This window comes from Streptomyces sp. NPDC059224 (assembly GCF_042754285.1).
In the GTDB taxonomy this organism is placed as follows: Bacteria; Actinomycetota; Actinomycetes; order Streptomycetales; family Streptomycetaceae; genus Streptomyces.
This window is the reverse complement of sequence record NZ_JBHZAN010000032.1, coordinates 81,712-98,088: the sequence shown is the minus strand read 5'-3', so window position 1 is coordinate 98,088 and position 16,377 is coordinate 81,712. Positions and strand designations below refer to the sequence as shown.

The following is a 16,377-nucleotide window of genomic DNA, read 5'->3' as shown; positions in this document are numbered from 1 at the left end:
GTCGGATGAGAGGATCCGGCGACTTTCGGATGAGTCACCTCGGCGCGCCTCCCGCGAGCCGCCGCACCTCCCCGGTCCGCAGCCGCACCGGCGGTCCCAGAGTCCCCGGCGGCATACGGGGACCGCCCCGCCCCGGGGCCGGGGAGCCCCGCTCAACCCCCTCCCGTCCGCACCGGCCGCGCCAGCGCGAGCACGCTCACCGCGCAGGCCGCCGCCGCGTAGTAGCCGGGAACGTCCAGGTCGCCGGTGCGCCTGACCGCCTCCGTGATGACGAGGCCCGCACAGCCCGAGAACACGGCATTGGACAGGGCGTAGGCGAGTCCCAGGCCCGTGCAGCGGGCGCGCGCCGGGAACATCTCGGCCAGCAGTGCGGGCCCCGGTCCGGCCATCAGCCCCACCACCGCGCCCGCACCGAACAGGGCCGCGCCCTTCACCCCGGCGGACACCCCGCCGTCCTGGAGGAGGCCGAGCAGCGGCAGGGCCAGCACGACCACGAGGCCCGCGCCCGCCAGCATCACCGGCCGCCGCCCAACCCGGTCGCTGACCAGCCCGGCCGGGAGGATCGATGCCGCGAACCCGAGGTTCGCCAGCACGGTCGCCAGCAGGGCCGCACGGAAGCCGGTGTGCAGCGCGGTCTGGAGGTACGACGGCAGGACGACCAGGAAGGTGTACCCGGCCGCGGACCAGCCCATCACCCGCCCGACGGCCAGCGCGACCGCCCCTGGCGACACCCGCACCGTCCGCTCCCCGGGCTCCCGGAACTCGGGCGTCTCGTCCAGCCCCACCCGCAGCCACAGCGCGAGCCCGCCCAGGGGCAGCGCCAGCAGGAACGGCAGCCGCCAGCCCCACGCGTCGAGTTGACCGTCCGTCAGTACGAAGGCGAGCCCGGCCGCCGCGCCCGCCCCGCCCAGCAGCCCCAGCGCCACGGTGAAGGACTGCCACGCCCCGTACAGCCCCCGCCTCCCCGGCGGCGCGAACTCGGTCAGCATCGCCACCGCGCCACCGAACTCCCCGCCCGCGGACAGCCCCTGAACGGCCCTCAGGAACGTCAGCAGCCAGGGCGCGAGCGCGCCTGCCTGCGCATACGTCGGCAGCAGACCGATGAGCGCGGTGGCGCCCGTCATCAGCGCGACGACGAGGATCAGCACCGGCCGCCGCCCGAGCCGGTCGGCCAGTCGCCCGAACAGGGCAGCGCCCAGCGGCCGGAAGAAGAACGCCAGCCCGAACGAGGCATAGGTGCGCACCAGCCCCTCGGCCGCGCTGCCGCCCTCCGGGGTGAAGAACCGCTCGGCGACGACCGTCGCGAAATAGCCGTAGACGCCGAACTCGTACCACTCGATGAAGTTGCCCACCGAGCCCGCCGCCAGCGCCCGGAGGGGGCGATTCCGCTCCTGAACTGCCCGATCTTCGAAAGCCGGCTTCATTTCCATGCCCGTTGGCGGTCCGTTCGCTCGACAGCGGCAGGTCGGGGCGGCAACAGGTGTCCGGTCCCGCCTCCGGACAGCCAACAGGAAGGCTAGGCTCGTGGTCTGTACGTCGTTCGGGCGACTTGGGGAGGTAAGGGATGACAGAGGACCTGTCTCCAGGGGGCTCCTCGGCACCACTCTGGGAGCGTGAGGCGGAGATCACCGCCGTCACCGAGGCGCTCGACCTCCTGTGTGCCGACCGGACGACCTCCGGGAACCTGCTGGTGCTGCGCGGCGAGGCCGGACTCGGCAAGACCGCGCTGCTGGCCGAGACCCGGCGGATCGCCGGGAGCCGCGGGTGCACCGTCTGGTCCGCCCGCGGCGGCGAGACGCTGCGCAGCGTTCCCTTCAACGTCATACGGCAACTGCTCCAGCCCGCGCTGGTCTCCCTGCACCCCGACGAGGCCCGGGAGTACCTCGGCGACTGGTACGACATCGCCGGCCCCGCCCTGGGCATAACCGACCCCGGCGAGCGCCAGGCCGACCCGCAGGGCGTCTGCGACGGCCTGGTCGCCGCCGTCCGCCGGCTGGCCAGACGCGACTGGCCGCTGGTGCTGCTGATCGACGACGCGCACTGGGCCGACCAGGAGACCCTGGCCTGGCTCGCCGCCTTCGTGGAGCGCCTCGACGACCTGTCCGTGCTCGTCCTGGTCGCCCGCCGCCCCGGCGAGGTCAGCGGCGACAGCGCCCGCTACCTCGACACCGTGGCCGCGGCGGCCGCGAGCCCGGCGCGCGATCTCAGCGCCCTCAGCCCGGAGGCCACCGCCGGACTCACCCTCGCCACCCTGGGCGCGCACGCCGACGCCCCGTTCTGCCGTGAGGTCTGGGCCGTCACCGGCGGCAACCCGTACGAGACCGTCGAACTCCTCGCCAAGGTCCAGGACAGCGAGGTCGAACCCGTCGAGGCCCGGGCCGGTGAGCTGCGCGCCCTCAACCGGTCGGCCCGCGGCGGCGGACTCGTCACCCGCCTCGAAGGCCTCGGTATCGACGCCACCCGGTTCGCCTGGGCCGCCGCGATCCTCGGTACCGGCATCTCCGTCGACCTGGTCGCCCAGCTCGCCACCATGAGCGTGGCGGACGCCGAGCGCTGCGCCGCCCTGCTGCGCAGCGCCCGTATCCTCACCGCGCCGGACCCCGCGGGCTCCCGCTCCCACGCCGGTGACCTGGAGTTCGTCCACCCGCTGATCGCCAGCGCCGTCTACAACTCCATCCCGCCCGCGATGTGCACCGCCATGCACGGCATCGCCGCCCAGATCGTCATCGACGACGGCCGGACCATCGCCGAGGCGTCCCGCCATCTGCTCAAGGTGCATCCGGACGACGACGAGGAACTCGTCCAGCAGTTGCGGGACGCGGCCAAGGAACACCTCGCCGTCGGCGCCCCGGACGCGGCCCGCCGCTGCCTGGAACGTGCCCTGCTGGAGCCGCCCGTGCCCGAGGTGCACGCGCGCGTGCTCTACGAACTGGGCTGCGCCACCCTGCTCACCAAGCCCGCCGTCACCATCGGCCATCTGCGCAGCGCGCTCGGCATGCCCGGCCTCGGCGTTGCGCAACGCGTCGACGCCGTCTTCCGCCTCTCCCAGGCCCTCCTCCACAACGACCAGCTGGAGGAGGCCGTCCGTACGGTGGAGGCGGAGGCCGCCCGGCACGAGGAGGGGCCGGCCAGACTCCGGCTCCAGGCCGTCCAGTTCATGTGGGAGGGCCTCGCCGGCGAGGCCGTCTCCCCGCACCGCTCCGAGCGCCTCGGCGCGCTCACCGACACCTGCACCGGCCGGGACAACTCCGAGCGCGCCCTGCTGATGCTGCGCGGCTTCGACCTCCTCATCCGGGGGGGAGAACGCCGAAGAGGTCGTGGAACTGTGCGACCGCGCCCTCGTCAACGGGCGGCTCGCGCCCGGACTCGGCTGGACCGACACCGAGTGGGGCGTCGAACTGCTGCTGATGCTCGCCAGCGCCTACGTCTACACCGACCGCCTCGACCGCGCGGAGAGCCTCTACAACGAGGCCCTGCGCGCCTACGAGGCCTCCGGCTGGAGCGGCGGTCATCTCGCCCTCGCCCATGCCTACGTGGGCCTCGGACACCGCAGGCGCGGCCGGCTGCGGGACGCGGAGACATCCCTGCGGGAGTCCTTGCGGATCGCCGAGCGGGTCGGCCGCGGACTGCCCCTGTACTGGACCGCGACCTGCAACCTGGTCGACACGCTGCTCGCCCGCGGCCATGTCCAGCAGGCCTGGGAGACGGCCGAGCAGTACGGTTTCGCGCCGCCTTACCCCTCCACGATCGTGATGCCGGACCCACGGTCCGTGCGCGGCCGGCTGCTGCTCGCCGTCGGCCGTACGAAGGAGGCCGTCAACGAACTGGAGGCCGCGGAGAAGGCCGCCGCCGCGCGCGGCCACTTCAACCCGGTGGTGGTGCCCTGGGCGCTCGACCTCGCGCGAGCCCTCGCCGTCGAGGACCCGGCGCGGGCGGCGCAGCTGACGGCGGACGCACGGCGGCAGGCCGAGCGGTTCGGCACGGACACGGCCATCGGCGAGGCGCTGCGGTGCGCCGCCGCTCTGGAGACCGGGCAGCGGCAGGTGCGGCTCGCCTCGCAGGCGGTCGCCTATCTGGAGGCGTCGCCGTGCCAGTACGAGCACGCGGCGGCGCGGGTGGAGTACGGGATCGCCGCCCGGTCGGTGGCCGAGTTGAACCGCGGGCTGGCGCTGGCCCGGTTGTGCGGGGCGGAGGGGCTGGTCGCTCAGGCGCGGGAAGTTCTGGACACGGGAAGAGGGCTGCGCTGACCGGTGCGCTGCGGGCCGCGGGTGCCTGGGGCTCTGTCGCGCGCTTCCCCGGGCCCCTGGAAAGAAGAGGTGCTACAGCGACAGGAGTTGGTCAGTGACCGCTGAGAGGCGTTTCTGTACGTCCCTGTCGTACGTCCCCGCGTGCGCCCTGGCGGGATTCGTGCCGTCGAAGTAGCCGCCCGTCCCCAAGTCCCGAGTGGCCAGGGCGAGTACCCCGGGCGCGCCGTCCGCCACCGTGTTCCAGGGCGCGACCCCGCCCTCCCGGACCATCGCGGTGTCCATGAACGTCGCCGGGTGCAGGACGTTCACCGAGACCCCCGTGCCCGCCAGCTTCTCCGCCAGGGCGAAGGTGTGGGCCGCCAGCGCGAACTTCGCCCGGCAGTAGGCCGCGAAGCCCTGGTAGCCGCGGGTGAACTCGGGGTCGTCGAAGTCCAGCGGCTCCTGGCCGGCCGAGCCCACGTTGACGATCCGGGCCGCGGTGCGGGCGCGCAGTACCGGCAGCAGGGCCCGGGTCAGGGTCACCGGGGCCAGGTAGTTCACGGCCAGGCGCAGCTCATGGCCGTCCGCGCTCAGTTCGCGTCCCGAGCCGGGCGCGCCGGCGCCCACGCCCGCGTTGTTGATCAGTACGTCCAGGCCGGGTCGCGCCTCGGCGACGCGGGCGCCCAGCTCGCGGACCTGCGCCAGCGAGGCCAGGTCCGCGACGAAGCCCTCCGCGTCGCCCTCGGCGCGCAACTCCTCGGCCAGCGCCGCGGTACGGCCCGGATCCCGGCCGTGCGCGAGGACCGCGTGTCCGGAGCGGACCAGCTCGAAGGCGACGTACCGGCCGAGCCCGGAGGTGGCACCGGTGATCAGAACAGTCGACATGCTGCCAGCGTAGGCACGGCCCGCCACCGGATGCTTGACCCTGCTGGGGCTACGACTGCCAGGATCACCCTTCCTCTTCCAGCACCCGCTGAGCCGTCGCGAACGCCGAGTTCGCCGCCGGGACCCCGCAGTACACGGCCGTCTGCAGCAGCACCGCGCCGATCTCCTCAGGGGCGAGCCCGTTGCGCCGGGCGGCCCGCACGTGCATGGCCAGCTCGTCGAGGTGACCGTGTGCCACCAGCGCGGTGAGGGTGACCAGGCTGCGTTCGCGGCGGGAGAGGGTGGGGTCGGTCCAGATCTCGCCCCAGGCGTAGCGCGAGATGAAGTCCTGGAAGCGTGCCGTGAACGGCGTCTGGCGGGCCTGTGCCCGGTCGACGTGCGCGTCGCCCAGTACCGCCCGGCGCACCGCCATGCCCCGCTCGGCGCCGCCGTCGAGGTGCGAACGGAGCGCCGTGAGGACGGCCTCGGGACACTGCGCGGGCGCCAGGTGGGAGACGCTCGGCAGCTCGACCAGGGTGGCCGCCGGCACCGCGTCGGCGATCTCCCGCAGATGCGGCGGCGGGGTCGCGGGATCCCGACGGCCCGCGACCAGCAGGGTGCGGACGGCGATCTCGCCGAGCCGGTCCCGCAGGTCGAAGGCGGCCAGCGCGTCGCAGCAGGCGGCGTACGCCTCCGGATCCACCGTCCGCTGGTCCTCGACCAGGCGCGGCACGGTGAAGCCGGGTGTGAACCAGCGGGCGTCCGCGTTCTCCGCGAGCCACGCCACGCCCTCCCGGCGCACCCGTGCGGCCCGTTCCTCCCAGGGCCCGGACCCGTTGAAGTGGGCGGAGGAACAGATCACGGCCAGGCTCTCCAGCCGGTCCGGGTGGTGGACGGCCAGGTGCAGTCCGACCGCACCGCCCAACGACACCCCGGCATACGCGAACCGCTCGATGCCGAGTGAGTCGGCGAGCGCGAGCACCAGGCCGGCGAGGTCACCGACGGTCGCCCCCGCCCTGACCAGGCCGGGCGCCGCACCGCCGTGCCCCGGCAGGTTCCAGCGCACCACCCGGTGGCCGCTCGACAGCTCGGGCGCCACCGCGTCCCACAGCGCGTACGAGGTGCCGAGCGACGGTCCGAGCAGCAGCGGGGGAGCGGAAGCGGGGCCCTCGGAGCGGTGGTTGAGGAGGTTCTCGATCAACGTCGCTCCAGTGCTCGGTCGGTGAGGACACCGGCGGAGCCGGTGTAGCGGGCCGGGTCGGCCGGATCGCCGAGGTCGATGTCCTTCACCCCGGGCTCCTGTGCGAGGAGTTCAGGCAGCGTGCGCCGTTCGGTGTGCGTGCGGCGGGCGAGTTCGGTGAGCAGCTCCTTCGCCCGGTTCCGGCCGAGCGCCGGGGCCAGTTCGGCGGCCAGCCGCTCGGAGACGATCAGACCGCGGGTGAGATCCAGGTTCCGGCGCATCGCGTCCGGGTGCACGCGCAGCCCCGCCGTCAGCTCCGCCGTGTCCCGGGCGGCGCCCCCGACGGCGCGCAGCAGGTCCCGCAGCGGCTCCCACTCGGCGTGCCAGGCGCCGGCCGGCCGTTCGTCCTCCGCGGCCAGTGAGCCGTACAGGACGGCGGCGAGCTGCGGGGCCCGCCGGGCGGTCGCCGCGACGAGCGTGGACCGCACCGGGTTCGCCTTGTGCGGCATCGCCGACGAGCCGCCCCCGCCGCCCTCGGACAGCTCACCGATCTCGGTACGGGACAGCGTCAGCACATCCACGGCGACCTTGCCCAGCGCCCCGGCCGTGAAGGCGAGACACCCGGCGAGATCGGCGATCGGAGTGCGCAGGGTGTGCCAGGGCAACAGGGGCGCGGCGAGGGCGAGTTCGCGCGCGTACTCGGGCGGCAGCTCTTCGGCGTGCGCGGCGCCGTACGCCCCGAACGCCGCCAGCGTGCCCGCCGCGCCGCCGAGTTGCACGGGCAGCGACGCCCGCACCCCGGACACCCGGTCCCGGGCGTCGAGGACCAGCGAACGCCAGCCCGCCGCCTTCAGCCCGAAGGTCGTCGGAACGGCGTGCTGGGTGAGCGTGCGGCCCGGCATGGGTGTGTCACGGTGCTCGGCTGCCGTCCGGGCGAGCGCCTGCTCGGTACGGCCGAGGTCGGCGCGGATCAGGTCCAGGGTGCGGGCCGCGACCAGCATCGTCGCCGTGTCCATGATGTCCTGGCTGGTGGCACCCCGGTGCACGTACGGTCCGTACTCCGCGCCGGCCGCCTCGGTCAGATCGGCGACCAGCGGGATGACCGGGTTGCCCCCGGCGCGGGCCCGCTCCGCGAGGGCGGCGACGTCGAAACGGGCCGGATCGGCCGCCTCGGTCACCGCGGCGGCGGCCTCGTCCGGGACCAGGCCAAGCGCCGCCTGGGCGCGGGCGAGGGCCGCCTCCGCGTCGAGCAGGGCCCGCAGAAAGGCGGTGTCGCCGGTCGCGGACGCGGCGGCGGACCCGGCCCACCCGGGACCGAGCAGCCCGGCGTCACCGCCCCCGTGCCCGGCGGGCGGGGGAGTCACCGGTACTCCAGGAAGACCGTCTCGCCCTCGCCCTGAAGGCGGATGTCGAAACGGTAGGTCTGCCGGCCCTCGTCGGCGGCGATCAGCGTGTCGCGTCGCTCGCCCACCCGGGTGAGCAGCGGGTCGGCCGCGAGCGCCGCGTCGTCGCCCGGCAGGTAGATCCGGGTGAACAGGTGCACCAGCAGCCCGCGCGCGAACAGGCACACGCTGAGGTAGGGCGCGCTTGCCCCGCGGGCTCCGGGCCGCAGCGTCCGCGCGTACCAGTGCCCGTCGGTGTCCGTCTGGATCCGGCCCCAGCCGGTGAACTCCACGCCGTTGCGGCCGAGGTGGCCACCGGTCGCCGGGTCGCGCCGGATCGAACCGTCGGTCGTGGACACGTTCCCGTCCGGGCCGGCGCCCCACAGCTCGACGAGCGCGTCCGGCAGCGGGGCGCCCGCACCGTCGAAGACGTATCCGTGGACCGTGACGGTGTCGGGGTGTCCGAGCGGTGCGATGTCCTCACCGCCGCGGAACGGCAGCGCGTAGCCGTAGAACGGGCCGACCGTGTGCGACGGGGTCGGCAGCACGTTCTCCGGGCTGCTCGTGTCGATCTTCGTCATGGCAGGTCAGCGTCCTTCTTCGAGCCAGGTGGCGTGCGGGCCGTCGAGCACGATGTCCCAGTGGTAGCCCATCGAGAACTCCGGCACGGACAGGCTGTGGTCGTAGGTCGCGACCAGCCGCTGCCGGGCCGCGTCGTCCGTCACCGACTGGATGATCGGGTCGTGGGGGAACAGCGGGTCGCTCGGAAAGTACATCTGTGTCACCAGCCGCTGCGTGAACGCCGTGCCGAACACCGAGAAGTGGATGTGCGCCGGGCGCCACGCGTTGAGGTGGTTGCGCCAGGGGTAGGGGCCCGGCTGGACGGTGGTGAAGCGGTAGCCGCCGCCGGCGTCCGTGATCGTACGGCCGACACCCGTGAAGTTCGGGTCCAGCGGGGCGTCGTGCTGCTCGCGCTGGTGCGCGTAGCGGCCCGCGGAGTTGGCCTGCCAGATCTCGATCAGCTGACCCCGGACCGGCCGGCCGTCCCGGTCGAGCAGCCGCCCGGAGACGGTGATCCGCTCCCCGATGGGCTCACCGTCGTGCTGCCGGGTCAGGTCGTTGTCCATCCCGGTGACGTCCCGCTCCCCGAACGCGGGTGAGTGCAGCTCCACCAGCTCCGGGTCCTTGCCGGTGTCGATGGCGACCAGGGGGTGTCCGGGATGCCGGAGCAGCGAGGACCGGTAGGGGGCGTAGTCCCGGCGGGGGTGGTGTTCGACGGGGGCGCCTTCGGCCACGCGCTCTTCGTAGCGGGCGTGCTCGGCCGCGATCTCGAGGTCGATGTCGCCTTGGGTGAGTGTCATAGGAAGTCCTAGGTGAGGCGCCCTCGTCCGGAGGGGCGTGGGCACGACCAGCCACGACGTCGAGCCACTTCTCGATCAAGGAATTAATCAGGGCACTGAGTATTCAGCGAGATGCCTCTCACGCTGCCACCGGCACCGCCCCCCGTCAAGAGCCTGCCGAGTGGTGAACCGTTGCACAGGACACGATGCGGCGACACCGAGTATCGTTCAGTGCACTTACCAATTACGACCTTGGGGGCGCACATGGCCGCGGTGGACCTCACCACCCACCCCGGGCACCTGGCCCGGCGGCTGCAGCAGGCCCACTACCTGCTGTGGAACACGATGGTGTCGGAGGAGATCACCTCCCCGCAGTTCGCGGTCCTGAACGCGCTCGTCGCCGAGCCGGGACTGGACCAGCGCACGGTGGGGGAGCGGGTGGGGCTCGACCGGTCGACCATCGCCGAGGTCGTCAGCAGGCTCGGACGGCGGGGGCTGGTGGACAAGGTGCGCGACCCGCAGGACGGCCGCCGCTCCCTGCTGCGCCTCACCGGCGACGGGCTGCGCACCCACCGCAAGCTCACGGTGCGCACCGCCCGGATGAACCAGGTGTTCCTGGCCCCGCTCGCGGCCGAGGAGCAGACCCAGTTCCTCGATCTGATCCGCCGGGTCGCGGACGCGGCGGAGGGGCTGCGCCATCCCGTCGAGCCCGTCGCCCCGCAGGCCTAGGACTTCGCGAACACCACCCACACCTGCCCGGCGGCGAAGTCCACCGGAGCGCCGTCGGCCCCGGTGAACGTCGTGGCGTCGGTGGCCTCCCGCCGCGTCCAGGTGGCCTCGAACGACCGCCCGTCCCGCAGTACCTCGGCCCTCCCCGTCCCCACCGTCTCGGTGAACGGCGTGTAGTTGCCGAGCACGTCGTGATACTCCGACGTGCGTATCCGCACGTGTTGCACCACGACCGTCGCGGCCGTCACCCGCCGGCCGGCCGTGGTGCGGGCCGGGGTGCCGTCCATCGACACCAGCCAGCACTGCCGGGCCGCGGACCAGGTGAAGGTGAACCGGGCCACGGGATACCGCACGGTGCGGGTGGTGGTGACCGTGCCGCCGGCCGGGGCCGGCCCGTGGCGGAAGCCGGTGGTGAGCGCCGCCTCGCCGGGTGCGCCGGACATCAGCCTGGCGGGGCGGAGGTACAGGTTGTGCGGGGCCGGCCTGCCGCTGTCCCGGTAGTAGGCGCCGGACGCCGTGTCGGGGGTCTCCGGCCGCAGCGGTGCCCGGTCGATCAGCGGGAGCAGCTTGCGCTGGGCACCGGAGAAGGCGAGCGTCGGCCGGTCGAACTGGCGCAGCAGTTCCAGATCGGACTCACGGGCGCTGCGCACCGGCCCGACGACCGCGGGCAGCCTGGTGGCGTACACCGCCATCAGCCTGCTGAGCCCGCCCTCCACCTGCTCCGCGTACACCACGTCGGCCGAGTCCAGCCCGGTCTGCGGGCGGGCCGCGCCGACGTTGTCGATCTTCACGGCGAGTACGGAGCCGGTGGGGGCGGTGGTCCGGCCGTCCGGTGTCCGTCCGCCGTGCGGGGCGCGGGCGTCGTCCGAGGGGCCGTGCCGGGTGCAGCCGGCCGTCAGCACGGCCGCGGCCAGTGCGGCCTTCAGTGCGGTCCGGCGCGTCGGCGCCCCGTGTCCCATGCCCACCGCTGTCACCCCGTTCGTCCCCTGATTGTGCGCTCGTCGGCACACAGGTGGCCATACCCCGTCGGAACTACGACCCCAGGATCTCCGCCAGGTCGTACCGCACCGGTTCGTCCAGCTGGGCGTAGGTGCAGCTGTCCGGCGTGCGGTCCGGGCGCCAGCGGCGGAAGCGGGCCGTGTGGCGGAAGCGGGCGCCGTTCTCCATGTGGTCGTACGCCACCTCGGCCACCCGCTCCGGCCGCAGCGGCACCCAGGACAGGTCCTTCTTGCCCGACCACCGGCTCGGGGCGCCGGGCAGCCGGGCCGACTCGTGGGCGGCCTCCTCCGCCCAGGCCGCCCAGGGATGCCCGGAGGCGTCGTCCATGCGCAGCGGCTCCAGTTCCCCGATCAGTTCGGCCCGCCTCTTCATCGCGAACGCGGCCGAGACGCCCACGTGCTGGAGGGCGCCCCGGTCGTCGTACAGGCCCAGCAGCAGCGAGCCGACCACCGGGCCGCTCTTGTGCAGGCGGTAGCCCGCCACCACGACGTCGGCGGTCCGCTCGTGCTTGACCTTGAACATGGCGCGCTCGTCCTGGAGGTAGCGCAGGGTGAGCGGCTTGGCGATGACGCCGTCGAGGCCCGCCCCCTCGTACTGCTCGAACCACTGCCGGGCCACGTCCACGTCGGTCGTCGCCGGTGCCAGGTGCACCGGTGGGGTGACCTGGGCCAGCGCCGTGGTGAGCAGGGCGCGGCGGTCGGTCAGCGCAACGTCCAGCAGGGACTGGTCGGCCAGCGCCAGCAGGTCGAAGGCGACGAACGAGGCGGGCGTCCGCTCGGCCAGGGTGCGCACCCGGGAGTCCGCCGGATGGATCCGCTCGCTCAGCGCGTCGAAGTCCAGCCTGCCGTCCCGCGCGATCACGATCTCCCCGTCCAGCACGCACCGCTCGGGCACCCGCTCCGCCAGCGCCGCCACCAGTTCGGGAAAGTACCTGGTCAACGGTTTCCCGGTGCGGCTGCCGAGCTCCACTTCGGCACCGTCCCGGAACACGATCGCGCGGAAGCCGTCCCACTTGGCCTCGTACTGCATGTCCGGCGGGATCGCCGCCACCGACTTGGCGAGCATCGGCTTCACGGGTGGCATCACCGGCAGATCCATGCCACGACTCTACGAGCGGACAACGGGCTGCGCGCGTCGCGCGGCAGACCTTTCGACGGCACTTGTCGATCACAACATGGACACGCCACCCGCACAGCACGTGCACGGACGGGATGATGCCCCTTCGGCAGACACGCTTCGCGGGGGAACATTCATGCGTATCCGTACGACCGTCACCACCGTCCTGCTGCTGGCGGCCACCGCGACGGCCTGCACCGGCGGTGGCTCCGGGACGACCGGCGCCGGCGCGTCCGGCCCGTCCGGCGCCGAGGCCCTCACGCTCGGCACCGGCGCGCACTGGAAGGACGTCGACGGCGACGGCAGCCACATCAGCGCCACCACGACCGCCGTCAGCTACACCCAGCCCGCCGAGGGCGTGCGCCTGCCCACCAACCTCGCCGACTTCCCCGACTCCGAGTGGGCCGTGCTGGAGGTGAGGACGTGCGCGGACGCCGACAGCACCAACGTCATCGTCGCGCAGTCCCCCTGGACCCTCCGGCTCAAGGACGGCACGGAGGTCAAGCCGCTCGGGCTGAAGGGATACGGCGTTCCCGCGCCGGCCTATCCCGTCTCGGCGGGCACCGTGCGACCGGGCGGCTGTCTGCGCGGGAAGATCACCTTCGGCGTGGCCGAGGGCAGCCGCCCCGACAGCATCGTCTACGACGTCCAGCGCCGGCCGGCCGTCACCTGGTCCGTCCCCCGGGCCTAGCCGAAGTCCGTGTCCCCGGGCCGTGCCGAGGCGAGCGGGCCGGCGCGACCGGAGGGTGCGGGCCGGGCACGCGGGTGGGTGCGGATCGGGTGCAACCGATGTGCGCGGGGCGGGCGGTGCGCCTACGGTGGCCGCATGGGCGATGCGGTGGAACTGGAGGTGGCCGGCCGGACCGTACGGCTGTCCAGCCCCGGAAAGGTGTTCTTCCCGGAGCGCGGCTTCACCAAGCTGGACGTCGCCCGCTACTACGCGGCCGTGGCCCCCGGCATCCTGCGCGCCCTGCGCGACCGCCCCACCACCCTGCAGCGCTACCCCGACGGCGTCGACGGCGAGTGGTTCTACCAGAAGCGGGCGCCCAAGAGCATGCCCGACTGGATCCCCACCGCCCACATCACCTTCCCCAGCGGCCGCACCGCCGACGAGATGTGCCCCACCGAGGAGGCCGCCGTGGTGTGGGCGGCCCAGTACGGAACCCTCACCTTCCATCCCTGGCCGGTACGCCGCGCCGACGTGGACAGCCCCGACGAACTCCGGATCGACCTCGATCCGCAGCCCGGTACCGACTTCACCGACGCCGTCCGCGCCGCCCACGAACTGCGCTCCGTCCTCGACGAGTTCGGGGGGCTGCGCGGCTGGCCCAAGACCTCCGGCGGCCGGGGACTGCACGTCTTCGTGCCGATCGAACCCCGCTGGACCTTCACCCAGGTGCGGCGCGCGGCGATCGCCCTGGGCCGCGAGCTGGAACGGCGGATGCCGGACCAGGTGACGATCAAGTGGTGGAAGGAGGAGCGCGGCGAGCGCATCTTCGTCGACTACAACCAGACCGCCCGGGACCGCACCATCGCCTCGGCCTACTCCCTGCGGCCCCACCCCGACGCCCCGGTCTCCGCGCCCCTGCGCTGGGTGGAGGTCGACGAGGTGCGGCCGGGCGACTTCGACCTCGCCACGATGCCGGCCCGCTTCGCCGAGGTCGGCGATGTGCACGCCGACATGGACGACCACGCCTACTCGCTCGACGCGCTGCTCGAACTCGCCCGCCGCGACGAACACGATCACGGCCTGGGCGACCTGCCCTATCCGCCCGAGTACCCGAAGATGCCTGGCGAGCCCAAACGCGTCCAGCCGAGCCGCGCACGGCCCGAACAGCCCTCCTGACGCGGGGCCTTGGGGTGATTCCCGGCGGCCCCCCGAGCCGCCGGGCGCTCCCGTCCCTTCGCCCGCCCGGGGCTATGCTGATCGTCAGCCGCCGAGGAGGAGGGCCGAGGTGTCCGAGGCAGTGTCGCGCCCCACTCTGGAGGCCGTGGCCGCACGGGCCGGGGTGTCCCGGGCCACCGCGTCACGGGTGGTCAACGGCGGGGACGGGGTCCGCGAACCCCTCGTCGAGCGGGTCCGCAAAGCGGTCGAGGAACTCGGGTACGTCCCCAACCAGGCGGCCCGCAGCCTGGTCACCAGACGCCATGACGCGATCGCCGTCGTCATCGCCGAACCCGAGACACGGATCTTCACCGACCCCTTCTTCGCTCTCCAGCTACGCGGCATCAGCAAGGAGTTGACCGCCCGCGACAACCAGCTCGTGCTGCTGCTCACCGAGGGACGGGACGACCACGTGCGGGTGGCCCGCTACCTCACCGGCGGCCATGTCGACGGCGCCCTCGTCTTCTCGCTCCACCTCGACGACCCGCTGCCCGGCCTGATCGAGGGCGCCGGAGTCCCCACCGTGTTCGGCGGCCGGCCCGGCTGGAGCGACGGCACCGACAGCGCCGTGTACGTGGACTGCGACAACCGGGGCGGCGCCCAGGACGCCGTACGCCATCTCGCGGGCCTCGGCCGGACCCGGATCGCCCACATCACCGGGCCCCTGGACCAGACGTCGGCCGCCGACCGCCTGCAGGGCTACCGGGACGTCATGGGCACGCTGGGGGAGACCGATCCGAGCCTGGTCGTGCCGAGCGACTTCACCCCGGCCGGCGGCGCACGGGCCATGGGCGAACTCCTCGACCGCTGCCCGGACGTCGACGCCGTGTTCGCGGCCAACGACCTCACCGCACTCGGCGCACTGCGCGTCCTGCACGAGCGCGGTCGCCGGGTACCCGAGGACGTGGCCGTGATCGGCTTCGACGACGTACTGCCCGTCACCGAACAGACCCGGCCGTCACTGACGACGGTCCGTCAGGACATCGAGGAGATGGGCCGGTTGATGGCCAGACTCCTGCTGGCCTCGCTGTCCCGGGGCAACCCGGCGACGGGGGCGCCGTCCAGCGTCATCCTGCCCACGACACTGGTACGGCGTGCCACCGCCTAGGCACCGGCCGGCTCAGCCCTGCTGCTCGCCCCTGATCACCGCGAACCGGGCGCCGTACGGGTCGGCGAGCTTTGCCATGCGGCCCACACCCTCCAGCGTGGTCGCCGGCATCCGCACCTTGCCCCCGGTCTGCTGCGCCTTCTCCACCACCGCGTCCGGGTCCTCGACCTCGAAGTACGGCAGCCAGTACGCGCCGACCTGCGCCTCGGCCGGGTCCTCCGCCAGCGGAACCATCCCGCCGAACATCGAGTCGTCGTCGCCGTCCGCCGGGTTGACACAGGTGTAGGTGCCGCCGGGGTAGGGCACTCCGGAGGTCTCCAGACCGAGCACCTTGTGGTAGAAAGCGGCGGCCGCCGCGATGTCCGGGGTGTACAGCTCCACCCAGCACAGCGAACCCGGATCGTTCGCCATCTCCACGCCCTTGGTCCGCCCGGGCTGCCAGATACCGAAGGGCACGCCCGCCTGGTCGGCGAGGATCGCCAGATGCCCCTGGCCCATCACGTCCATCGGCTGGGCGAGGACGCTGCCGTGCGCCTGCTCGGCGGTCTTGGCGGTGGCCTGCGCGTCCTCGCTCTGGAAGTACACGCTCCAGCTCGGCGGGCCCTGCTCGGGAGAGGTCTGCATACCGCCGGCGACGGTTTTGCCGTCCAGCTGGAAGAAGCCGTAACCGCCGGCGTCCGGTCCCGCCGACCGGAACTGCCAGCCGAAGAGGCCGTTGTAGAAGGAGACGGCGCCGTCGATCTCGGGGGTGCCGAGGTCGATCCAGTTGGGAGCGCCGTTGACGAAACGGGTGGTGAGCATCTTCGCCCTCCTCGGAAGGGTCCCGTGCGTTGCAGAGCCGAGTCTTCCACCGCCCACTGACAATCGCTGCCGGAGCGCGCCCACCGGCAGCCGGTTACCGTGGGTCACTTGACGCACTCGCCGAGTTCTGGATTCCGTTGCGCGCGCCGCCGTGCGCAGGTGTGGTGCCGTCCCGCATGATCGAGGCTGCCGCGGTCCGTCGCGCCCTCGTTGAGCGGGCGTTGATCGAACGTTTTTCGCCGCCCGGCACGATCCTGGCCATGCACTTCGACACCACCATCCCACCCCGCACGCCCGTCCCGGTCTGGCATGCGCAGGCGCTGTGCGCGCAGACCGGTGCGGACTTCTTCTTCCCCGAGCCCGGCAGCTCGGTGCGCGAGGCGAAGCGCATCTGCGGTATGTGCGAGATGCGTTCGGCCTGCCTGGAGTACGCGCTGGACAACGACGAACGCTTCGGCGTCTGGGGCGGCCTGTCCGAGAAGGAACGGCTCGAACTGCGGCGTGCCTCCCGCTGATCCGAGGGCGGCCCGGAAAACCCAGTGGGATTCCTCCGCCGCATCCGGCTAGGCTCCGGGCACGCGGCCGGACGTAGCGCAGAGGCAGGCGCACCGCCTTGCCAAGGCGGACACGCCGGTTCGAATCCGGTCGTCCGGATCGCCTGCCGAGGTCCTGTAGAGCAGAGGCAGACTCGCCGTCATGGCATGACGGATACGCCGGTTCGAATCCGGCCGGGACCACGAGCGGCGG

At 73.2% G+C, this 16,377-nt stretch carries 14 protein-coding genes, 2 tRNA genes and 1 pseudogene; 8 read left to right on the top strand and 9 right to left on the bottom strand.

Annotated elements, in window-relative coordinates; all coding sequences use genetic code 11:
- Nucleotides 1-152: 152 nt before the first annotated feature.
- Nucleotides 153-1,424 carry an MFS transporter gene (locus ACFXI4_RS32365; RefSeq protein WP_384997606.1) on the bottom strand — a complete coding sequence of 424 codons (1,272 nt, stop codon included), beginning with the start codon at nt 1,422-1,424 and terminating at the stop codon, nt 153-155.
- Between the two features lie 140 nt (nt 1,425-1,564).
- Here ACFXI4_RS32365 and ACFXI4_RS32360 point away from each other — a divergent pair.
- Nucleotides 1,565-4,247 (top strand): annotated as a pseudogene (locus ACFXI4_RS32360) (ATP-binding protein).
- 72 nt (nt 4,248-4,319) lie between these two features.
- Here the strand turns inward: ACFXI4_RS32360 and ACFXI4_RS32355 are convergent.
- From ACFXI4_RS32355 to pcaH, 5 genes are all read right to left on the bottom strand, one after another.
- Nucleotides 4,320-5,111: an SDR family NAD(P)-dependent oxidoreductase gene (locus ACFXI4_RS32355; RefSeq protein ID WP_384997569.1), complete on the bottom strand. Its 792-nt coding sequence runs from the start codon at nt 5,109-5,111 to the stop codon at nt 4,320-4,322.
- A gap of 64 nt (nt 5,112-5,175) precedes the next feature.
- Nucleotides 5,176-6,291: a 4-carboxymuconolactone decarboxylase gene (gene pcaC / locus ACFXI4_RS32350; protein ID WP_384997567.1), complete on the bottom strand. Its 1,116-nt coding sequence runs from the start codon at nt 6,289-6,291 to the stop codon at nt 5,176-5,178.
- Nucleotides 6,288-7,634 carry a 3-carboxy-cis,cis-muconate cycloisomerase gene (gene pcaB / locus ACFXI4_RS32345; RefSeq protein WP_384997565.1) on the bottom strand — a complete coding sequence of 449 codons (1,347 nt, stop codon included), beginning with the start codon at nt 7,632-7,634 and terminating at the stop codon, nt 6,288-6,290. Before pcaB ends, pcaC begins: the two co-directional genes overlap by 4 nt.
- Entirely contained in the window at nt 7,631-8,233 is a 603-nt protein-coding gene (gene pcaG, locus ACFXI4_RS32340; protein WP_384997563.1) for a protocatechuate 3,4-dioxygenase subunit alpha, read from the bottom strand. Before pcaG ends, pcaB begins: the two co-directional genes overlap by 4 nt.
- A 6-nt stretch (nt 8,234-8,239) precedes the next feature.
- Nucleotides 8,240-9,013, bottom strand: a complete 774-nt coding sequence (pcaH, locus tag ACFXI4_RS32335) for a protocatechuate 3,4-dioxygenase subunit beta (RefSeq protein ID WP_384997561.1) — start codon at nt 9,011-9,013, stop codon at nt 8,240-8,242.
- A gap of 243 nt (nt 9,014-9,256) precedes the next feature.
- On the opposite strand from pcaH, the gene ACFXI4_RS32330 reads away from it, so the two are divergent.
- Entirely contained in the window at nt 9,257-9,721 is a 465-nt protein-coding gene (locus ACFXI4_RS32330; RefSeq protein ID WP_384997559.1) for a MarR family winged helix-turn-helix transcriptional regulator, read from the top strand.
- Here ACFXI4_RS32330 and ACFXI4_RS32325 read toward each other — a convergent pair.
- Nucleotides 9,718-10,680, bottom strand: a complete 963-nt coding sequence (locus ACFXI4_RS32325; RefSeq protein ID WP_384997557.1) for a DUF3048 domain-containing protein — start codon at nt 10,678-10,680, stop codon at nt 9,718-9,720. The genes ACFXI4_RS32330 and ACFXI4_RS32325 overlap by 4 nt on opposite strands.
- Nucleotides 10,681-10,753: 73 nt before the next feature.
- Complete coding sequence (locus ACFXI4_RS32320) at nt 10,754-11,818, bottom strand: ATP-dependent DNA ligase (protein WP_384997555.1); 1,065 nt, start codon at nt 11,816-11,818, stop codon at nt 10,754-10,756.
- Nucleotides 11,819-11,972: 154 nt separating this feature from the next.
- Between ACFXI4_RS32320 and ACFXI4_RS32315 the strand changes: the two genes are divergently transcribed.
- The 3 genes from ACFXI4_RS32315 (at nt 11,973) to ACFXI4_RS32305 (ending at nt 14,829) form a co-directional block, all read left to right on the top strand.
- Complete coding sequence (locus ACFXI4_RS32315) at nt 11,973-12,527, top strand: hypothetical protein (RefSeq protein WP_384997553.1); 555 nt, start codon at nt 11,973-11,975, stop codon at nt 12,525-12,527.
- A 135-nt stretch (nt 12,528-12,662) separates the two neighbouring features.
- Entirely contained in the window at nt 12,663-13,682 is a 1,020-nt protein-coding gene (gene ligD / locus ACFXI4_RS32310; protein ID WP_384997551.1) for a non-homologous end-joining DNA ligase, read from the top strand.
- Between the two features lie 109 nt (nt 13,683-13,791).
- On the top strand, nt 13,792-14,829 hold the full coding sequence (locus ACFXI4_RS32305) for a LacI family DNA-binding transcriptional regulator (protein ID WP_362725081.1): 1,038 nt from the start codon (nt 13,792-13,794) through the stop codon (nt 14,827-14,829).
- A gap of 12 nt (nt 14,830-14,841) precedes the next feature.
- Here the strand turns inward: ACFXI4_RS32305 and ACFXI4_RS32300 are convergent, their stop codons facing one another.
- The gene (locus tag ACFXI4_RS32300; RefSeq protein ID WP_384997549.1) at nt 14,842-15,630 is read right to left on the bottom strand and encodes a VOC family protein; all 789 of its coding nucleotides are present in this window, start codon (nt 15,628-15,630) and stop codon (nt 14,842-14,844) included.
- Between the two features lie 221 nt (nt 15,631-15,851).
- Here ACFXI4_RS32300 and ACFXI4_RS32295 point away from each other — a divergent pair, with 221 nt between their 5' ends.
- The 3 genes from ACFXI4_RS32295 (at nt 15,852) to ACFXI4_RS32285 (ending at nt 16,367) form a co-directional block, all read left to right on the top strand.
- Complete coding sequence (locus tag ACFXI4_RS32295) at nt 15,852-16,145, top strand: WhiB family transcriptional regulator (RefSeq protein WP_362725093.1); 294 nt, start codon at nt 15,852-15,854, stop codon at nt 16,143-16,145.
- Nucleotides 16,146-16,212: 67 nt separating this feature from the next.
- Nucleotides 16,213-16,284 (top strand) — tRNA-Gly (locus tag ACFXI4_RS32290).
- Between the two features lie 11 nt (nt 16,285-16,295).
- A tRNA-Ala gene (locus tag ACFXI4_RS32285) sits at nt 16,296-16,367 on the top strand.
- Nucleotides 16,368-16,377: the final 10 nt, after the last annotated feature.